17 protein-coding genes and 1 tRNA gene are annotated in these 19717 nt (G+C 59.3%); 11 read left to right on the top strand and 7 right to left on the bottom strand.

Annotated features, from left to right (window positions below; translation table 11 throughout):
* Window positions 1-71: 71 nt before the first annotated feature.
* Window positions 72-1883, bottom strand: a complete 1812-nt coding sequence (gene typA / locus VF629_RS07360) for a translational GTPase TypA (protein ID WP_331057819.1) — start codon at window positions 1881-1883, stop codon at window positions 72-74.
* A gap of 228 nt (window positions 1884-2111) precedes the next feature.
* On the opposite strand from typA, the gene msrB reads away from it, so the two are divergent.
* Complete coding sequence (gene msrB, locus VF629_RS07365) at window positions 2112-2663, top strand: peptide-methionine (R)-S-oxide reductase MsrB (protein WP_331057820.1); 552 nt, start codon at window positions 2112-2114, stop codon at window positions 2661-2663.
* Between the two features lie 230 nt (window positions 2664-2893).
* Window positions 2894-3250 carry a hypothetical protein gene (locus VF629_RS07370; protein WP_331057821.1) on the top strand — a complete coding sequence of 119 codons (357 nt, stop codon included), beginning with the start codon at window positions 2894-2896 and terminating at the stop codon, window positions 3248-3250.
* Window positions 3251-3349: 99 nt separating this feature from the next.
* Here VF629_RS07370 and VF629_RS07375 read toward each other — a convergent pair whose 3' ends face one another.
* Window positions 3350-4072, bottom strand: coding sequence for a hypothetical protein (locus tag VF629_RS07375; RefSeq protein ID WP_331057822.1), 723 nt, complete (start codon window positions 4070-4072; stop codon window positions 3350-3352).
* Between the two features lie 232 nt (window positions 4073-4304).
* Here VF629_RS07375 and metG point away from each other — a divergent pair, with 232 nt between their 5' ends.
* Window positions 4305-6347 (top strand): methionine--tRNA ligase, encoded by a 2043-nt coding sequence (gene metG, locus VF629_RS07380; RefSeq protein ID WP_331057823.1) that lies wholly within the window; start codon window positions 4305-4307, stop codon window positions 6345-6347.
* Between the two features lie 79 nt (window positions 6348-6426).
* Here the strand turns inward: metG and pth are convergent, their stop codons facing one another.
* The 5 genes from pth to VF629_RS07405 form a co-directional block, all read right to left on the bottom strand.
* Window positions 6427-6993, bottom strand: coding sequence for an aminoacyl-tRNA hydrolase (gene pth, locus VF629_RS07385; RefSeq protein WP_331057824.1), 567 nt, complete (start codon window positions 6991-6993; stop codon window positions 6427-6429).
* A 134-nt stretch (window positions 6994-7127) separates the two neighbouring features.
* Window positions 7128-7700, bottom strand: coding sequence for a 50S ribosomal protein L25/general stress protein Ctc (locus VF629_RS07390; protein ID WP_331057825.1), 573 nt, complete (start codon window positions 7698-7700; stop codon window positions 7128-7130).
* A gap of 141 nt (window positions 7701-7841) precedes the next feature.
* On the bottom strand, window positions 7842-8903 hold the full coding sequence (locus tag VF629_RS07395) for a DUF6340 family protein (RefSeq protein WP_331057826.1): 1062 nt from the start codon (window positions 8901-8903) through the stop codon (window positions 7842-7844).
* A gap of 137 nt (window positions 8904-9040) precedes the next feature.
* Window positions 9041-9967, bottom strand: a complete 927-nt coding sequence (locus VF629_RS07400) for a ribose-phosphate pyrophosphokinase (protein ID WP_331057827.1) — start codon at window positions 9965-9967, stop codon at window positions 9041-9043.
* A gap of 146 nt (window positions 9968-10113) precedes the next feature.
* Window positions 10114-10186 (bottom strand) — tRNA-Gln (locus VF629_RS07405).
* A gap of 276 nt (window positions 10187-10462) precedes the next feature.
* Between VF629_RS07405 and atpD the strand changes: the two genes are divergently transcribed.
* The 8 genes from atpD to VF629_RS07445 all read left to right on the top strand — a co-directional run bounded on the left by atpD (window position 10463) and on the right by VF629_RS07445 (window position 19666).
* A complete protein-coding gene (gene atpD / locus VF629_RS07410) occupies window positions 10463-11968 on the top strand; it encodes a F0F1 ATP synthase subunit beta (protein ID WP_331057828.1) in 1506 nt (501 codons plus the stop codon).
* Window positions 11969-12069: 101 nt separating this feature from the next.
* Window positions 12070-12315: an ATP synthase F1 subunit epsilon gene (gene atpC, locus VF629_RS07415; RefSeq protein ID WP_331057829.1), complete on the top strand. Its 246-nt coding sequence runs from the start codon at window positions 12070-12072 to the stop codon at window positions 12313-12315.
* Window positions 12316-12449: 134 nt separating this feature from the next.
* Window positions 12450-13505: an AI-2E family transporter gene (locus VF629_RS07420; protein WP_331057830.1), complete on the top strand. Its 1056-nt coding sequence runs from the start codon at window positions 12450-12452 to the stop codon at window positions 13503-13505.
* 56 nt (window positions 13506-13561) lie between these two features.
* Complete coding sequence (locus VF629_RS07425) at window positions 13562-14692, top strand: aminotransferase class I/II-fold pyridoxal phosphate-dependent enzyme (protein ID WP_331057831.1); 1131 nt, start codon at window positions 13562-13564, stop codon at window positions 14690-14692.
* Between the two features lie 160 nt (window positions 14693-14852).
* A complete protein-coding gene (locus VF629_RS07430) occupies window positions 14853-15773 on the top strand; it encodes a DoxX-like family protein (protein WP_331057832.1) in 921 nt (306 codons plus the stop codon).
* A gap of 31 nt (window positions 15774-15804) precedes the next feature.
* Window positions 15805-16485, top strand: coding sequence for a DUF4166 domain-containing protein (locus VF629_RS07435; RefSeq protein ID WP_331057833.1), 681 nt, complete (start codon window positions 15805-15807; stop codon window positions 16483-16485).
* 145 nt (window positions 16486-16630) lie between these two features.
* Window positions 16631-17380, top strand: a complete 750-nt coding sequence (locus tag VF629_RS07440; RefSeq protein ID WP_331057834.1) for a fatty acid desaturase — start codon at window positions 16631-16633, stop codon at window positions 17378-17380.
* 111 nt (window positions 17381-17491) lie between these two features.
* The gene (locus VF629_RS07445; protein ID WP_331057835.1) at window positions 17492-19666 is read left to right on the top strand and encodes a bifunctional alpha,alpha-trehalose-phosphate synthase (UDP-forming)/trehalose-phosphatase; all 2175 of its coding nucleotides are present in this window, start codon (window positions 17492-17494) and stop codon (window positions 19664-19666) included.
* The last annotated feature ends 51 nt before the right edge of the window (window positions 19667-19717 follow it).

The following is a 19717-nucleotide window of genomic DNA, read 5'->3' on the forward strand; positions in this document are numbered from 1 at the left end:
TAAGAAAACTACGCATATAAAAAGGGCGCGACTAAAGCCGCGCCCTTTTCAAACTTGAACCTCAGCTGAGGCTATTCTGCGGTCTTAGCGTAGCGCAAACGCTCGTTCTCGTCGAGCAGAATCTTGCGCATGCGCACCGACTTCGGCGTCACTTCCAAGTATTCATCCTTCTGGATGTATTCCATGGCCTCTTCCAGCGAAAACTGGCGCTTGGGCACAATCTTGGCGTTGTCATCCGTGCCCGAAGCACGCATGTTGGTCAGCTTCTTGCCCTTCTGGATGTTGATGGTCAAGTCATTCGGACGAGTGTGCTCGCCGATAACCTGGCCAGCGTACACTTCCTCGCCTGGGTCCACGAAGAACGAGCCACGGTCCTGCATCTTGTCGATGGTGTAAGCCGTGCCGGGGCCGGTTTCCAGCGAAATCAGCGAACCCGCGATACGGCCGGGAATCACGCCCTTGTGCTCTTCGAAGTCGATGAAGCGGTGGTTCATGATGGCCTCGCCGCCGGTAGCAGTCAGCACGTTGTTACGCAGGCCAATCAGGCCGCGCGACGGAATGCGGAACTCCAAGTGCTGCAGGTCGCCTTTCGGCTCCATGATGGTCATTTCGCCTTTGCGCATGCTCACCAATTCAATCACTTTGCCGGCGGTTTCCTCGGGCACGTCCACCACGAGCAATTCCATCGGCTCGAGGCGCTTGCCGTTGTCGTCTTCCTTGAAAATAACCTGGGGCTGGCCCACTTGCAGCTCGTAGCCTTCGCGACGCATGGTCTCGATGAGTACCGACAAGTGCAGAATGCCACGGCCGAATACGAGGAAGGTGTCCTCTTTATCAGTCGTCTGCACGCGAAGGGCGAGGTTTTTCTCGGTTTCCTTGAACAGACGGTCACGCAGGTGACGTGAGGTCACGAACTTGCCTTCCTTGCCGAAGAACGGCGAGTTGTTGATGGTGAACAACATGTTCATCGTCGGCTCGTCGATGCTGATGCGCTCCAGGGCTTCGGGGTTTTCGAAGTCAGCCAGCGTATCACCAATGTCGAAGCCTTCGATGCCCGATACGGCGCAGATTTCGCCGCTCTCCACTTGGTCCACCTTCACCCGGCCGAGGCCTTCGAAGATGTGCAGTTCGCGGATTTTAACTTTTTTGATGGTGCCGTCGGCCTTCATCAAGCTCATGTTGGCGCCTTCTTTCAGGGTGCCGCGGTGCACGCGGCCGATGGCGATACGGCCCACGAACGACGAGTAGTCGAGCGAGGTAATCTGCATCTGGGGCGTGCCTTCCAGCACCGGGGCCGGAGGAATCGAAGCCACCACCGCGTCGAGCAGCGGAATGAGGTCGTCCGTCTTGTGCTTCCAGTCGGTGCTCATCCAGCCTTGCTTCGACGAGCCGTACAGCGTCACGAAGTCCAACTGGTCCTCGGTGGCACCGAGGTTGAACATCAGGTCGAATACCTGCTCGTGCACCTCGTCGGGACGGCAGTTTTCCTTGTCTACTTTGTTTACCACCACGATGGGCTTCAGGCCCAGGTCGATGGCTTTGCCCAGCACGAAGCGGGTCTGCGGCATGGCGCCTTCGAAGGCGTCCACGAGCAGCAGTACGCCGTCGGCCAGCTTCAACACGCGCTCTACCTCGCCGCCGAAGTCGGCGTGACCAGGGGTGTCGATGATGTTGATTTTTACGTCCTTATAGCGAACCGATACGTTCTTCGAAACGATGGTAATGCCGCGCTCGCGCTCCAGGGGGTTGTCGTCGAGAATCAGGTCATCGAAGTGCTGATGCGCGTCGAAAATCTTGGATGCGTGGATAATTTTATCCACCAGGGTGGTCTTGCCGTGGTCAACGTGAGCGATGATGGCAATATTCCGAATGTTCTGGGCCATGTGTTGTGTTTTTGCGGGTGCAAAGGTACGGATAAAAAGGCGCAAAGCCTTGTGTTACTCAACTATTAACAAGGGGCCAGGCGAGGGTAGCACCCACATAGCCAAGCCCATCGCCCTAAATCGATTAGGCGAGGCGTAAGGTTCCCAGGCTGTTTTCGTCTACCTCGCCGACCGAACCGTACCCCCACGTCGTATGTTGGTCACTTCGACATTAAACCCCATTCGCTCATGCGTTTCTCTTTGCTAGTGCTCTTTGTTTCGGTTTTTTCGCTCAATTCGGCCTGTTCGCAAAAGCGCGACGTAGCTGTCAATTCGGCCCCGCCGGTACGCACCGTGGGCGGTAAAACCTACTTCCAGCCCCAGCCCGTGACGGGCAAGCCCGACGAATTCCCAGTGCGGAAAACGGAGGCCGAGTGGAAAAAACAACTCACGCCCGACCAGTACTACATCCTGCGCGAAAAGGGTACCGAACGGGCGTTTACCGGCAAGTACCACGATAACCACGCGGCTGGCAACTACTACTGCGCCGCCGACCATAATTTCCTGTTCACTTCTGACACCAAGTTTGAGTCGGGCACTGGCTGGCCCAGCTTTTATGCCCCGGCTACGGCAAATAGCGTGAAAGTGGCTTCGGATGACACGTTCGGCATGACCCGCGACGAGATTGTGTGCGCCAAGTGCGGCGGCCACCTCGGCCACGTGTTCAACGACGGCCCCAAGCCCACCGGCCAGCGCTACTGCATGGACGGTAACGCGCTGGTATTTGAAAAGAAAAAGTAAGCCAAAGCCGCTTTCTGGCTGGCTTGTTCCTTGTCAAGGCGCCCCTTGAATTAAATTTTGAGGGGCGTTTTATTTATCTCAGAGCCAAAGAAACAGCCGAGGCTAGAAATCGTCAATTGCACCAGATGCCTGCCCTGACAGGCAGTGGCCTGACCAAGGTCAACTGTTGGCAGTGAACCTTCGTTTGAGGGGAGTGGCCTACTCCGGCCGCTTGCTTTCAAGCGTTTGTCATGAAAAATATTCGACTGCTCGCCTGCCAACAGCTGCTGGCGGCGGGCACCGTGCTGCTGGGCGCCTGCACTGCCACCGAACAAACGGCCGAAAGAGCCGAGCCCTCCGCCGCGCCCACGGAAATTCGCACCGATGCCGACCGCCGCGCCATCTACAACAGCAACGGGGCAGGCAACAACTCTTCGGTGCCCGACGCCACGCCCAACCGCATGCGCCTGGGCGAGCAAGCCGCCGACATTAACCGGCAAAAGCGCATCGAGAACACCAACACCAACGACCCCAACAATACGACGCCCGAAACCCGCATTCAGCGCCTCAATTACGACCCGCCTGTGCCGGCTCAGCCCCGCCCGTAACTAAAGAAAGCATGCAATGAACCCAACAAAAAAGCCCGGCTCAATGAAAGAGCCGGGCTTTTTTAATTCGATTAGCAAGATGGCAAATGGCTTTAGAAGCTATGCGCTCACTTCCCCGGTACCGGGGCTATCGGCTGAATTGAGCAAGCCCGTGGCTTCCGGCTCGGCCTGCACGCGGGGTTTGGGGCCGCGGCGGGCACCCGTTGCCGGCGTACCCGGTTTGGGGCCGCGCTTGGCGCCCGTGGTGGTGCTGGGCGCGGCGGCAGCAGCTGGCTTGGGGCCGCGGCGCGCTCCCGTGGCCGGCGCGGCTGGCTTGCGGCCATTGACTTTGGGTGCTGCAGCGCTCGATTCGGTGGCTTGGGCATCACGCGTTTTGCGAGAGGAGCCGTTTTTGCTCACCGCGTGGTCTTTTTTGCTGCTTCGGCCAGCTGCACCGGCGGCCGTAGCGGTTCCATTGGTTGCCCCGGCGGCACCGGTCATGGTGTCGTAATGCCGCACAATGGTGTGCAATGCTTGCTCAAACATGCGCTCCGTGTCGCCGTCGAGGCGGCGCGTGGCTTCCTTCACTACTTCCTTCAGCTTGGCTTTCGTTTCTTTGCGGATGCGCGTCACCACTTCGTTCATGCGGCTATTCAGCTCTTTCTGCAATTGCTTGGCGGCCGACTTGAGCGATTTCTTCTGGCTGGCTTTTTTGCTGGCGCGGTCGTCGTCCAAATCTGCAGTTGCCCGGCCGGCCTTTTTGGCTGATTTGCGGGCTGCTTTTTCCTCAGGTGTGCTTTTAGCGCTTTTTTCCGTCTTGTTCGGAGAAGCAGGCTTTTTCATTTTAAGTAGGTAATTGGTGATTAGAAAAAAGGCCAAAGCAAACTCCTGCTGCGCAGCATTTGCATCCGTCCGCTGTCAAATATAAAGGAAACTAAATGTCAAACGGTTGCCCTTATTATTTGTTCTTTTAAAGTTTAGACATTTCCCCAAGTTTTTCTTCAAAACGCGATTGCGCCATATTATTTATTAGCAATAATAATGATGGTCAGGCGTCTTTTTTTATTCCGAATTTATGTTGCTTGCCCCTAAGCGTTACACTGTTACCGCTGCATTGCCTTACGCCAATGGCCCCGTCCACATTGGCCATTTAGCCGGCGTTTATTTGCCTGCCGATATTTATGTGCGCTACCTGCGGTCGGCGGGTCGTGATGTAAAATTTATTTGCGGCTCCGACGAACACGGCGTTCCAATCACCATTCGGGCCCAAAAAGAAGGCGTCACGCCGCAGCAAGTAGTCGATAAATACCACGCCCTGATTCGCGATTCGTTCAAAGAATTCAACGTATCGTTCGACGTGTATTCGCGCACTTCCTCGACCACGCACGCCGAGGTGTCGAGCAGCTTTTTTACCAAGCTGAATGAGGAAGGGAAATTCATTGAGCAAACCACGCAGCAGTATTTCGACGAAAAGGCCCAGCAATTCCTTGCCGACCGTTACATCGTCGGTACTTGTCCGAATTGCGGCAACGAAAATGCCTACGGCGACCAATGCGAGCGGTGCGGCACCTCGCTCAGCCCGACGGAATTAATTAATCCGCGCAGCATGCTCAGCGGCGCGCAGCCAATTCTGCGCGATACCAAGCACTGGTTTTTGCCCCTCGACCAATACGAGCCCTGGCTGCGCGAATGGATAATCGAAGGCCACAAAAACGACTGGAAAACCAACGTGTACGGCCAGTGCAAATCCTGGATTGACCAAGGCCTACACCCCCGCGCCGTGACGCGCGACCTCGATTGGGGCGTGCCCGTGCCCCTGGCCGGCGCCGAAGGCAAAGTGCTGTACGTGTGGTTCGATGCGCCTATTGGTTACATCTCGGCCACCAAAGAAGCTTTCCCGGAGGAATGGGAGCTTTATTGGAAAGATGCCGGCTCCAAACTGGTGCATTTCATTGGCAAGGACAACATCGTTTTTCACTGCATTATTTTCCCGGTAATGCTGAAAGCACACGGTGAATACGTGCTGCCCGATAACGTGCCCGCTAATGAATTTCTCAATCTGGAGGGCGATAAAATCAGCACCTCGCGCAACTGGGCGGTGTGGCTGCACGAGTACTTAGCCGACTTCCCGGGGCAGGCCGACGTACTGCGGTACGTGCTGTGCGCCAATGCGCCGGAAACCAAGGACAACGACTTTACCTGGAAGGATTTCCAGGCCCGCAACAACAACGAATTGGTTGCTACCCTCGGCAACTTTGTGAACCGTGCCGCGGTGCTTACCCACAAGTTCTTTGAGGGCAAAGTGCCAGCCTTGGGCGAATTGACAACTATTGACAATGACGCTTTCGCTCAATTGGCTGAATTCCCCAGAAAAATTGGGGAGCTAATTGAAAATTACCGTTTCCGCGATGCCTTGGCCGAAGTAATTAATGTGGCGCGCTTGGGCAATAAATACCTCGCTGAAACGCAACCCTGGCACCTCATCAAAACCGACGCCGTGCGCACCGGCACCGTGCTGCACGTCGCCTTGCAAATAGCCGCCGCTCTGGCGCCCGTGCTGGAGCCTTTCCTGCCCGAGTCGGCGCACAAACTGGCCACCATGCTCAACCTAGAGCTAGGAAACTGGGCCAGCGCCGGCCGTCCCAATGCCTTGCCCGTGGGCCATCAATTGCGCGAAGCTGCCTTGCTATTTGCCAAAATTGAAGATGCTACGGTGGAAGCGCAAGTCCAGAAATTGCTCGACACCAAAAAGGAAAATCAACTGGCCAGCACGCCAGTTACGCCTGCCAAATCCGACGTTTCATTCGACGAATTCGGGCAGATGGATTTGCGCATTGGCACCATCATAGCGGCCGAAAAAGTGGCGAAAACCAAAAAACTGTTGAAGCTTACCATCGATGTTGGTTTGGAGCAGCGCACCATTGTGAGCGGCATCGCCGAACACTTCATCCCCGAAGCCTTAATTGGCCAGCAAGTGCAGGTATTGCTGAATCTGGCCCCCCGCGAAATCAAAGGCATTCAGAGCCAAGGCATGCTGCTGATGGCTGAAAACGCCGACGGCAGCCTAGCGCTCATGCAGCCCAGCAAGCCCGTGCGCAACGGTAGTGGCGTAGTGTAATAAAAAAGCAAAGGGCCCCGGTTATTGCAGCTTGTGATGTTTTCACGGGCTGCATTAACAGGGGCCCTTTGCTTTTATGCTATTTCACATTCACCACATTCATGGCGCGTTCCAGGCCCAGCGCGCCAAATGCCAAGACTGCTTCTGCCGCTTTTTCAATGCGCGTCGGCAACTCGATTAATTCATCTGCCGAAAACGGATTCAGCACATAATCCACCTGCCGGCCTTTGGGGAAGTTAGCGTCTACCCCGAAGCGCAGCCGGGCGTATACATCGGTGCCCAAGGTGGCCTGAATGTCTTTCAGGCCATTGTGCCCGCCGGCCGAACCTTGGCCTTTCAGGCGCAGCTTTCCGAAGGGGAGGGCCAGGTCATCGGTCACCACTATCATGTTTTCAACCGGTATTTTAAGCGTCGCCAGCCAGTGCGCGGCGGCTTTACCGCTCAGGTTCATGAACGTGGTGGGCTTCACCAGCGTGTAGGCGTGCCCCTTGTGCTTGATTTCGGTGGTGAAGGCGTGGCGGCCAATTTCAAAGCGCGTCGCGTCGAATTTGGCGACGAGGTAGTCGCCCACCATAAACCCGATGTTATGGCGCGTGTCGGCGTATTCGGGGCCAATGTTGCCCAGGCAGAGAACCAGAAACTTCATACTGTCAGTAAGGAATTGTCGCCTGCAGCGCGAGGCAACGGGCGCTAACTAAAAAGCCGCCCCAAAATTGGAGCGGCTTTTTGTATTTGTCTGCATTAGCGCCAGTAGCTGGTAGTAATGCGACCCAGCAATAATTACTTGTTGCCGGCCAGTTCGCCTTTCAGCGCACGCGGGATGGTGATGGTGGCAATGGGGGCCTCCTTGCTGGTGAGGATGGTGTAGCCACTCGGCGTCACGGCGCCCACCTTGATGGATTTGCCCAGCTCCATGGTGCTGATGTTCACTTCCACGTAGTCGGGAAGGTTGTCCATGGTGGCGCGCACGCGCACTTTGCGCAGCTTGCTCACCAGCTTGCCGCCGGCCAACACGCCCGGCGACACGCCCACGTACTTCACGGGGATGTCCATTTTCACCTCTTTGCCGGCTTCTAATTCCAGGAAGTCGACGTGGAGGAGCATTTCATTTACGGGGTGAAACTGCGCGTCCTGCACAATGGCTTTGTACTGGGTGCCTTCCACGTTCAGGTCCACGATGTGAGCCTCCGGCGTGTACAACAATTCGCGGAACAGGATGGCCGGCACGGAGAAGTGCACGGTGTCTTTGCCGCCATACAACACGCACGGTACCTGGGCGTCTAAGCGCAATGCTTTGGCCTCAGTTTTACCGAGATTCGCTCTTTTAAACCCTACAATCTCGAGGCTTTTCATAAAAGTGGTTTTTGAAGATAATAAAATGGCCCGTTTGCCTCCAACGTTGGGGCAAACGGGCCGCAAAGGTAGGGCTTGCTCGGCATAAAAACCAGCCGGTTATTGATTCTCAACCGAGAAGGTGGGTAGCTGGGCTCCGAATTAATTGTTCGAAAGACTTTTCAACTGCTCTTGCACCAGCTCTTGGGCCCGCAGGCGGTCGTTCAGCACGCGCAGGTAAGCTTTGGCTTGGCCATTGTTGCAGGTGTAAGCGGCCTTCTTGGCCCACTCCAGGGCTCCGGGCAGGTCGCCGCGGACTTCACTGGCCACGGCGAGGTTATAAAAGGCGCGGCCCGCCACTTTCGGGTTCAGGTTGCGGGCGGCTTGTTGCCAGAGGCCCTCGGCCCCTTGCCAGTCTTGGGCCTCGGCCCGCATGGCCGCTTGCTTCATCAGCGCTTCCTTTTTAGCCGAGGTGAAATAGTCGCGGGTGAGGTTGACGTAAGACGGTGCAATGCGGCGGGCGTAGCCGTCGCCGGCCCGTTGCGCCACCCGCCGGATGCATTCTTCGGGCGCCGGCAATTGGCGGAGGGCAGCAGGGTAGGTGTCGCCTTCGCCCCTGAAAACGAGTTGGTCTTCTTGGCGGGCTTGGTCGAGGATGAAACCCTGAGCTGCCCCGTAGGTGCGGAAGCCGGTCACAACCTTCATTACCATTTCCACGCGCACCGTGGGTACTTTGCGCTCCTTCCCTTCTTTATCTTTCACCGTGCGCTCGCCCGCGGTGCGGGTCAGGGCCATATCGGAGTCGAAAGCTTCCAGCACCACCAAGCCGTCGACTTGCGTGCGGCGGCACAGGTCCTGAATGTAGCGAGGGGGCAAAGGAGCCAGAAAGAATTCCCTCCCCTTGCCTTGCAATTGCAGCTGGGCCTGCGTCACCTTGAAGCGGTAGCTGTTATTGGCCAGAGCTTGGCCCACCACGTTCACGCATTCGTCGGCGCCAGCTCGGTCCACGCCCAGCCCTTCCCCGGTAAACACGCCTTCCAGCACGTCATAAAACTTGTCGCGGCGAGAATCCGGAATAATGCGGTTGGCCGTGGCCACGCTTTGCAGGTTGGCCGGCATGGGCACGGCCGCCGGCGCCAAGGCCCGAATGTGAACGGTGGAGGCGCAGGCGCTGAGCAGGAGCGCAGCAAAAAGGGTAAGAGCGGCGGTGTAAAGCTTGTGCATTGGGTTTGCAGAAAAAGGTTCCAATTAGTTGGGTCTTCTACAAAATTGTGCCAAACTCAAAATCTCAAAAAAGCAAGAGCCGCCGGGTAAGGCTCTCAGACCTCGCCCAGCGGCTTTTGCTTTTAATTATTGGCTGCTTACACAAATAGCGAGCTAATGCTCTCGTGCGTCACCACGTTGCGGATGGCTTGGGCAAAGAGCGGCGCCAGCGTAATGACGTGGATTTTGTCGTTCTCCTCACGCAGCGGAATGGTGTCGGTTGTAATCAGCTCGGTGAGCACGCTGTTGCGAATGCGCTCGTGGGCCGGGCCGCTGAGCAGCGGGTGCGTCACCACGGCGCGCACCGACTTGGCACCGCGCTCCATCACCAGCTCGGCGGCTTTGCAGATGGTGCCAGCCGTGTCCACCATGTCGTCCACAAACACCACGTCCATTCCTTTCACCTCGCCAATGACTTGCATGGAGGCAATTTCGTTGGCCCGCACGCGCATCTTGTCGCAGACCACAATCTCGGCGCCAAACTTCTTGGCGTAGGCCCGGGTCCGAACCACGCCGCCCACGTCGGGAGAGGCAAAAATGAGGTTTTCGAGGTTGAGCGACTTGATGTAGGGCGCCGTGACGGTGGCGCCGTCGAGGTGGTCTACCGGAATGTCGAAAAAGCCCTGAATCTGGCCCGCGTGCAGGTCACAGGTCATCAGGCGGTCGGTGCCCACGCTCTGGATGATGTTGGCCACCACCTTGGCCCCGATGCTCACGCGCGGCTTGTCTTTGCGGTCTTGCCGGGCGTAGCCCATGTAGGGCATCAGGATGTTGACCTTGTAGGCCGAGGCGCGCTTGGCCGCGTCCACCATCAGCATGAGCTCCATGAGGTGCTCGGCGGGCGGGCAGGTGCTTTGGATGAGGAAGACTTCGCACCCGCGCACGCTTTCGTCGAAGCTCGGGCCCATTTCGTTGTCGGCGAAGCGCTGCAGGGTGAGGTCGCCGAGCGTGGTGCCGTAGGCGGCAGCAATATTTTCGGCAAGAGCGCGGGAGGCGCTGCCAGCGAATATTTTGACCTGTTTCATTGGGGAAGGTGCTGAATAAGTAGGAGATGCGCCACGGCGGCGTACGGTTGAGGCTAGTACTGCTCGCAAGGTAGAAAAGCGAAAGGCGCTGACCACTCCGGAGGTTGGAGAAGCCAGCGCCTTTTTGCTTTACTCGAGCGTCGTCGTTGTCCGACCAGGGCTCGAACCTGGACTTTCTTGAATCAAAATCAAGCGTGTTGCCAGTTACACCATCGGACAGTTTCCCGCGGGCTACGTGCCCTTTGGGACTGCAAATGTACTACCGGAAAAATTCGAGGCAAGGGATACGGGAAAAATTTTTCTGAAGAAAATTGGAGCCGCGGCCAGGGTAAACCCGCTAATTCATCTATTTAGCCTGATTACTACGCGCTAAGGCCCCGGCCGGCTACTTGCTAACAGGGGCAATCCTTGTGCGGAGAAGGGTTGGAAAAGCCGCGCTTCTGGCGTAATTTTGCGGCCTGAAATCGCAACATCCTTCATAATAAATACAACGCAATGGCGAATACTGGCAAAATCACCCAGGTCATCGGGCCCGTAGTGGACGTGAGCTTCGCGGGTGAAAACACGAAGCTGCCCAATATCCTCGACGCGCTCGAAGTCACGAAAGACAACGGCCAAGTGGTGGTGTTGGAATGCCAGCAGCACTTGGGCGAGGACCGGGTTCGGACCATTGCCATGGACTCGACCGAAGGCCTGACCCGTGGCGCCGAAGTGCGCGACCTGGGCGCACCGATGTCGATGCCGACCGGCGACGCCGTGAAAGGCCGCCTGTTTAACGTTATTGGCCAAGCCATTGACGGCATTCCCCAGCCGAAGTCCGAAGGCGCGCTGCCTATTCACCGCCTTCCCCCGGCTTTCGAAGACCTCGCAACGTCGTCGGAAATTCTCTACACCGGCATCAAGGTGATTGACTTGCTGGCTCCTTATGTAAAGGGCGGTAAAATTGGTCTGTTCGGCGGTGCCGGCGTGGGCAAAACCGTACTCATCATGGAGCTGGTGAACAACGTGGCCAAAGCCTACGAAGGCCTGTCGGTGTTTGCCGGCGTGGGCGAGCGTACCCGCGAGGGCAACGACTTGCTGCGTGAATTCATCGAATCCAACATCATTCTCTACGGCGAGGAGTTCAAGCACTCGATGGAAGCCGGTGGCTGGGACCTGAGCAAGGTGGACCAGAACGAGCTGCTGAAGTCGCAGGCTACCCTGGTGTTTGGCCAGATGAACGAGCCCCCCGGAGCCCGCGCCCGCGTGGCCCTGTCGGGTCTGACCATTGCTGAGAGCTTCCGCGACGGCGACGGCACCGGTGCTGGTCGCGACATCCTGTTCTTTATCGACAACATCTTCCGCTTCACGCAGGCGGGTTCGGAAGTATCGGCTCTGTTGGGCCGGATGCCTTCGGCCGTAGGTTACCAGCCCACGCTGGCTACTGAAATGGGTGCCATGCAGGAGCGCATCACCTCGACCAAGCGCGGTTCCATCACCTCGGTACAGGCCGTGTATGTGCCTGCCGATGACTTGACTGACCCGGCTCCGGCCAATACCTTTGCTCACTTGGACGCCACCACGGTACTGAGCCGCAAAATTGCCGAGCTGGGCATCTACCCCGCAGTGGACCCGCTGGACTCGACTTCGCGCATCCTGTCGGCCGACGTAATTGGCAACGAGCACTACAACACCGCCCAGCGCGTGAAGGAGATTCTGCAGCGCTACAAGGAACTGCAGGACATCATCGCCATCCTGGGTATGGACGAACTCTCCGAAGAGGACAAGCAGGTAGTAAACCGCGCCCGTCGCGTGCAGCGCTTCCTGTCGCAGCCCTTCTTCGTGGCTGAGCAGTTCACCGGCCTGGCCGGCGTGCTCGTTGACATCAAGGACACCATCCGCGGCTTCAACGAAATCATCGACGGCAAGTACGACCACCTCCCCGAGGCGGCCTTCAACTTGGTGGGCACCATCGAGGATGCCGTAACCAAGGGTGAGCGCCTGATTGCGGAAGCGAAGTAAGTTTTAGTTGTCAGTTGCTCGTTGTCGGTTGTTAGCACATCCTAACAACGGCAACGAGCTGCTGAAGCCTAACAACTGACAACTAATAACTGACAACTAAAATGCATTTAGAAATCATCACCCCCGACCGTAAGGTTTTTGAAGGCGAAGTGACGTCGGCCCAGTTCCCGGGCACCGATGGCTTGTTTGAAGTGCTGAACAACCACGCCCCGCTGATTGCCGCCCTCAAGGCCGGCCCGATTACGCTGACCAGCGCAGTTGGCCGCGAGGCCATTCGCATCGAAGGCGGCGTGGTGGAAGTGCTGCGCAACAACGTGATTGTGCTGGCTGAAGGCACGGTTGCTTAAGGCTGAGCTTGCTGGTTTGTCCGGCTAAGAAAAGGCCGCCCCTGTTTGACAGGGGCGGCCTTTTGCATGTTTGGCCGGCCGAGATGCGATAAAAACGTATACGGAGGAGCCGCCTCTGGTTTAAACTCCTCCGTATGCCGGACCCTTTAGAGAACCTCGACGCCGTCGAAAATATTTACACCCCGCGCCAGCGGCACGTGCTGCTGGTATCGGCCCTGATTGGGCTGGCGGGCCTGATTGTGTTTGGCCTGGCGCAATACCTCACGGCGTTTTTGGCGGCGGGCATTCTGTTTGTGGTGTTTCGGCCGTGGTGGGTGGCGCTGGTGCACCGCCGAAAATGGAACCCGACCCTGGTAACCGTGGGCTTGCTGCTGGTGACGGTGGTGGTCATCATCATTCCGTTTTATGCCCTCAGCTCGCTGTTGATTGAACGGCTGGTGGTATTTGCCAAGAACCCCGGGCAGATTCTGGAGGTGTTGCACCGACTGGAAAGAGCCACTGGCTTTAAAATAGCCGAGCAGGTGAACGTGCGGCAAACGCTGCTGCAAGGAGCCGGCAAAGTGAGCGGGTGGCTGCCGACGCTGGCCAACAGCGCGCTCAATTTTCTGGTGATAGTGGGCCTGATGCTGTTCACGATGTACTACATGTTCAAGCAGGAGGCCGGCTTTCTGCGGGGCTTGCACCGCTACTTGCCCTTCCGCAGCGACACGCTGAATGAGCTGGGCGAGTCGCTCAAAAACAACGTGAACGCCAACGTGCTGGGCCAAGTGCTGGTGGCGTTGGTGCAGGCCATCCTGACCGGGCTGACGCTGTGGATTTTTAAAGTGCCCGACCCGTTGTTCTGGACCGTGGTGGCCTTTTTTATGGCTTTCCTGCCGGTGCTGGGTACGCCGCTGGTGTGGGGGCCGGCGGCGTTGTATCAGTTTTCGCAGGGGCAAAACACGCAGGGCATTGGCATTTTGCTGGTGGGCTTCATCGTGATTATTAACGTGGACAACCTGCTGCGCATTCTGCTGGCCAAGCGCATGGGCGACATTCACCCGCTCGTGACGCTGGTGGGGCTGGTGCTGGGCGTGCAGATTTTCGGCATCATTGGGCTGGTGGTGGGGCCATTGCTGGTGTCGTACCTGCTGGTGTTGATGCAGGTGTTCCGGCGCGAAAACCGGCGCGGGCAACAGGGCGAAGGGTAGGAGGTAAGCTGGCCGCGGCTGCCGACCTTTGCCAGGCATTGCCCATTAGCCGCTTTATGAACCGTCCGGACATCCACCCCAAAATCACGCCCATCTACCAAACCTCGGTTTTCAAGTTTGACGACTTGGACGCCGTGGAGCAGTACTTCGACGAGCCGGCCCGCCGCTACATGTACTCGCGCAACGGCAACCCCAACAGCGACGAGCTGGCCGAGGCCGTTTGCCGCTGGGAAGCCGGGGCCGGGGCGCTGGCCACGGGCTCGGGCATGGCGGCCATTTTCGCGGCCCTGATGACCTATTGCCAGGCCGGCGACCACGTGCTGTGCGCGGCCGACATCTACGGCGGCTCGGCGGCGCTACTGAACCTGGAGCTGTCGCGGCTGGGCATTACGGCAAGCTACGTGCCTTTCGCGGACCTGTACGACCTCACGCCCCACGTGCAGCCCACCACCAAGCTGCTGCTTTGCGAAACCATGAGCAACCCGCTGCTGCGCGTGGCGGACCTGCGCCGCCTAGCTGCCGAGTGCCATGAGCAAGGAATCAAGCTGGTGGTGGACAATACTTTCGCCACGCCGGTGCTGACGAAACCTTTGGCGTTTGGGGCCGACCTGGTGCTGCACAGCGTGACCAAATACCTGGCGGGCCACTCGGATGTGACGGCCGGCGTGGTGGTGGCCCGGACGGCCGACGATGCCGCGCGGCTGCGGCAAATCGGAATGGTATTCGGGTTGACGTTGAGCCCTATGGAAAGCTGGCTGAGCGTGCGCGGCATGAAAACCTTGCGTCTGCGCGTGGCGGCCCACAGCGAAAATGCCTGGCTGGTGGCCGAGTTTCTGGAGGAGCACCCCGCCGTGGGGGCCGTGTATTACCCCGGCCTGCCCACGCACCCGCAGCACGCCCTGGCCATGACGCAAGGCGGCGGCCGTTTCAGCGGCATGCTCTCGTTCCGGTTGCCCGACGATGAAGCGGCCGTGAACCGCTTCATGCACCGCAGCCAGCGGTTTCCGTTTGCGCCTTCCTTGGCGGGCGTGGATTCGTCGTGCTCGCACCCGCTCTCCACCTCGCACCGCGCCCTGACGGACGCGCAGCGGGACGAGTTGGGCATCACCGTGGGCCTCATTCGGCTGAGCGTGGGCATTGAACCGGTAGAGGAACTGCTGTCCGATTTGGCCTATGCGCTTGAGTAGGTTACGGCCGGGTTGGAGCCTGCTGTTTGTTGCGTAATAAAAGGCCGCAGAATACTGATTTTCTTGGTTTTTTGTTGAGGTTTGTCGCGCTTCATGTCTATCTTCATAGTAGCAAATGAAGAGGCCCTCGATTTACGTAGAAGCGCGCATTCGCTGTTCCATGGAGCAGCTTTGGGCGCACACCCAGCAGCCCGAATTGCACCAGCAGTGGGACCTGCGATTTACCGAAATTCAGTACTTGTCCCGGGCCTCTGACAACGAGCCGCAGCAGTTTCTTTACGCCACGCGCATCGGATTTGGGCTAGGCGTGGCGGGCTGTGGCGAAAGCGTTGGCACCAAGGAAAAAAACGGCGAGCGCACGTCTGTGCTGAAGTTTTGGTCTGATGAGTGGGTGTCGCTCATTCGCGAAGGAGCGGGCTTCTGGAAATACGTGCCTACAGAGGACGGCCTGCGTTTTTTCACGCGCTACGACTACCAAACGCGTTTCGGGGCGGTAGGAGAGTGGCTCGACCGGTTGGCGTTTCGGCCCCTCATTGGGTGGGCCACGGCGTGGGGCTTCGACAGCCTGCGGCTGTGGCTGGAGCGCGGGCAGGCCCCGGCCGTCTCCCGCGCGTTGGGCGCAATTATGGCTTTGGTGCGCTTCACCCTGGGCTTTGTGTGGATTTATCAAGGCATGGTGCCCAAGCTGTTGTACCCCGACACCGGCGAGCTGAGCATCTTGCAAGGAGCGGGATTTTCGGCAGCGGCGGCGCGGCAGGTGGCCTCGGCGGTGGGAGTGGGCGAAATTCTGTTTGGGCTGTTGTTTTGGCTGCTGCCCGCGCGGCGGCTACGCCCGGTGTACTGGCTGAATATGGTGGGCTTGGTGGTGCTGGGGGCAGGGGCGGTGTTCAGCCAGCCGGCGGTGTTTGTCGCGCCCTTCAATCCCCTTACGCTCAACCTGGCGCTGATGGCGCTGGCGGCTGTGGCCCTGGCCATCCCGCCCGCCCTGGTGCCCAGTGCCTCGCGCTGCCTGCGCCAGCCGCCCGAGGCCGCGCGCACGCCGCGCAAATTGCCGCGGGAAGCACCCGCCATCGCAGAATAGCTCACTCTGGCCAGCTCATCCATTTTCCCTCATGCCTTCCATCTATCAGCAGCAACTGGGCGCCGATTTTCAGAAGCTGCACCCGCGCATTCAGGAGCGGCTGGCGTTTAGCAGCCAGGACAACCGCGCTTTTGTGGGCGAAGGGGTGATGGAGCGGGTGTGGCACGGGCCGTTTTTTACGCAACCGTTCCTGCGGGCCGGACTGGCGCGGCACATCACCTTTCCCGAAACCGGCCTGAACGTGCCGTTTCGCATCGAGAATTATGCCTATTGCGACCCCTTGGGCCGCGAAACCGTGACGTGGATTCGGCGCTTTGCCTTCCCTGCGCACACCCGCTGCTTCGACGCCACCATGGTGCACAGCGCGGCCCGCAACTGCATTGTGGACTACTTGGGCACCCACCAGCACGTGGCCGTGGACATCGACCTGGCCGTGACGGCCAAGGGCGGGCTGCGGCTGCGTTCGGGCGCGCAACGCTTTTACGAAGGCCGCTTCGCGTTTGGCGTGCCGCGGCTGCTGGCCGCGCTGGCCGACGTGGAAGAATGGTACGACGACGCGGCCAACTGCTACCGCATTCAGGTGGAAGTGCGCAACCCGGTTTTTGGCAAGCTGTTCGGTTATTATGGCTCGTTTCAGTCCAGTTGGCAAACCCTGGCGCCGGAGCAGATTCCGGTGCATGCGCTGCCGCTGCGGCACGAAAGCCGGGAATGAAACATAGTAAAAGACCGTCATGCTGAGCGTAGTCGAAGCATCTCGCGTGCCACCACTAATCTTAATTCTTGCAACTGGATTACTGCCTCTGGCGAGATGCTTCGACTGCGCTCAGCATGACGGTCCTTTTCTTTTATAATCTTTTATGAAACTAGAACTCACCCCTGCCCAACGACGCGTGGAGCTGGCCCGCCCCTGGGTGCTGCTGGCCTTGTATGTGGGGCTGGCCCTGGCCGGCTGGTGGTGGCTGGCGGTGCCGCTGGCCGCAGTGGTGTGCCTGGCCGCCTTCGTGATGATGCACGACGCCATGCACAACGCCCTGGGCCTGCCCAAGCCCGCCAACGAGCGGGTGCTGACCCTGGCCGGCCTGCTCATCCTCAAAAGCGGCCACGGCTTGCAGGTTACGCACCTGCGCCACCACGGCCGCTGCCTCACCGAGGCCGACCCCGAAGGCGCGCCCGCAACCTGGAGCTTAGGGCGGGTGCTGTGGCAAGGGCCCTGGCACACCCTGATGCTGCGGCGCGAGTCCTTGCGCATTGCGCCCCACACGCGCCGCATCCAGCTCATCGAAACGGCCCTGACCCTGCTGCTGCTCGTGGCCTTTGTGGTGCTGTACTGGCTCACGGGCTCGCTGGTAGGGCTGGTGTATTGGGGCGTGGCGTTCGTGATGAGCGCCACCATGCCCATTTGGGCGTCTTATGTGCCGCACCACGTGTCGTCGCGCAACCCGGTGGCGCGCACGGCCGCCACCCTGGCCCAGGCCTGGACGCCGATAACGGCCTCGTTTGCCTTCCACCACTTGCACCACCACTACCCGCGCGTGCCCACCGCGTTGTTATACCGCGCCGCCGCGGAATTGCCGCCGCCGCCGGAGGAAGAGCACCACCATCACTAAGCATTTCGGTCTCGACAATAACAAATTGCTTGGTGCCCAAAAAGGAACAATGTCGGCTAAAGTTGGATTTGGACCGTAAGCCTAAAGGTTTGCCCTCCTTTTCATTGAGCTATGCCGCGTACCATAATTGTATCTAACCGCCTGCCTACGAAGGTTCTGCGCACCGAGGAAAGTCTTTCATTTCAACCCAGCGAAGGTGGCCTGGCCACGGGGCTGGGCTCCATCTACCGGGCCGATGGCAACGTATGGGTGGGGTGGCCCGGCCTGTACGTGAACGACTCTGCTGAGGAGCAGTACGTCACCGAGCAGCTGCAGGGCGACAGCATGGCCCCGGTGTTCCTGACCGAAGCCGAAATCCGGGATTTCTACGAGGGCTTCAGCAATTCTACGCTGTGGCCCACCTTTCACTACTTCACGCAGTTTGCCACCTACGAGCAGTCGCACTGGGACGCCTACGTGGCCGTGAACGAAAAATTTTGCCGCGCCGTGCTGGCCCACGCGGGGCCCGAAGACATCATTTGGGTGCACGACTACCAGTTGCTGCTGCTGCCCGAGATGCTGCGCAGCGCCCGCCCCGACGCCACCATTGGCTTCTTCCTGCACATTCCCTTCCCGTCCTACGAGCTCATTCGGGTGCTGCCCTGGCGTACCGAGCTCATTCGGGGCATGCTGGGGGCCGACCTGATTGGCTTCCACACGTTTGGTTACCTGCGCCATTTCCTGAGCTCGGTGTCGCAGCTGCTGGGCCTGCCGGCCCAAAACGGACAGATTGAGGTGGACAACCGCGCCGTGCGCGTCGACTCGTTCCCGATGGGCATCGACTACGACCGGTACGCCAAAGCGGCCGAGTCGGAAGCGGCGCTGGAGCACGAGAAAGTGTATCGCGAGGCCCTGCGCGCCACCCGGGTCATTTTGTCCATCGACCGCCTCGACTACACCAAGGGCATTGCCCAGCGCATCCGGGCCTTCGAGCTGCTGTTGCAGCGCTACCCGGAGTGGCGCGAGCAGGTGAGCCTGATAATGCTGGTGGTGCCCTCCCGCGACCAAGTAGCCCAATACGCGGCCCTGAAGGAGGAAATTGACGAGCTGGTGGGCCGCATCAACGCGGCGTACCGCACCATCAGCTGGAACCCGATTCATTATTTCTACCGCTCGCTGCCGCTGGAAGAGCTGGCCTCGCTGTACCGCCTGGCCGAGGTGGCCCTGGTGACGCCCATGCGCGACGGCATGAACCTCGTGGCCAAGGAGTTCGTGGCCAGCAAAGTAGACCAACGCGGTGTGCTCATCCTGAGCGAACGGGCCGGCGCCGCCCGCGAGCTGTCTGATGCCATCATCATCAACCCCACCGACATCAACCAGCTGGCCGAGGCCATGCACGACGCCCTGGTGATGCCCGAGGATGAGCAAGTGCAGCGCATGGCGGCCATGCAGGCGTTGGTGCAACGCTACAACGTTTTTTCCTGGACCAAACTCTTTCTCAACCAGTTGGCCTACACCAAAATGAAGCAACAAACCCTGGCCACCGAAACCCTGGCCCTCGCGCCCGCCACGCAACTGCTCGAGGCCTACCACGCCGCCGCACAGCGCTTGTTGCTGCTCGATTACGACGGCACGCTGATGCCTTTCCACGCCAACCCGCAGCGCGTGCAGCCCGACCAGGAGCTGCGCCAGTTGCTGCGCGCCCTCAGCGAGATTCCTGGCAACCGGGTGGTCATCATCAGCGGGCGCGACCGCACCACGCTGGAAAAGTGGCTGGGCGACTTGCACGTTGACTTTATTGCCGAGCACGGCGTATGGCTGCGCGCCGCCGGCGAAGAGTGGAGCCTCTTCCAGCCCATGCGCAACGACTGGAAGCGCGACCTGCGCCCGGTGCTGGAGCTGTACGTGGCCCGCACCGCCGGTTCGTTCATCGAGGAGAAGGACTACTCCCTGGTGTGGCACTATCGCCGCGCCGACGAGGAGTTGGGCGCCGTGCGCTCCCGCGAGCTGCTCAACCACCTGACGTTCATGACCTCAAACACCGACCTGCAAGTGCTGGAAGGCAACAAAGTGCTGGAAATAAAGAACGCGGGCATCAACAAAGGCACGGCCGCCGCGCGCTGGCTGAGCCAGTACAATCCCGACTTTACGCTGGCCCTCGGCGACGACCGCACCGATGAAGACACGTTCCGCGCCTTGCCGGCCGAGGCGTACACCATTCGGGTGGGCTCGGCGGCGCACTCTTCGGCCCGGTTCCACGTGGCCTCGCCGAAGGACGTGCGGGAGTTGCTGCGCAAGCTGCTATAGACGCTTCGCTTAATGAAAAACGAAGAATGAGGAATGGTGTCATTGCGAGGC

Origin of the sequence: Hymenobacter sp., from assembly GCF_036388155.1 — a bacterium.
Taxonomy (GTDB): Bacteria; Bacteroidota; Bacteroidia; order Cytophagales; family Hymenobacteraceae; genus Hymenobacter.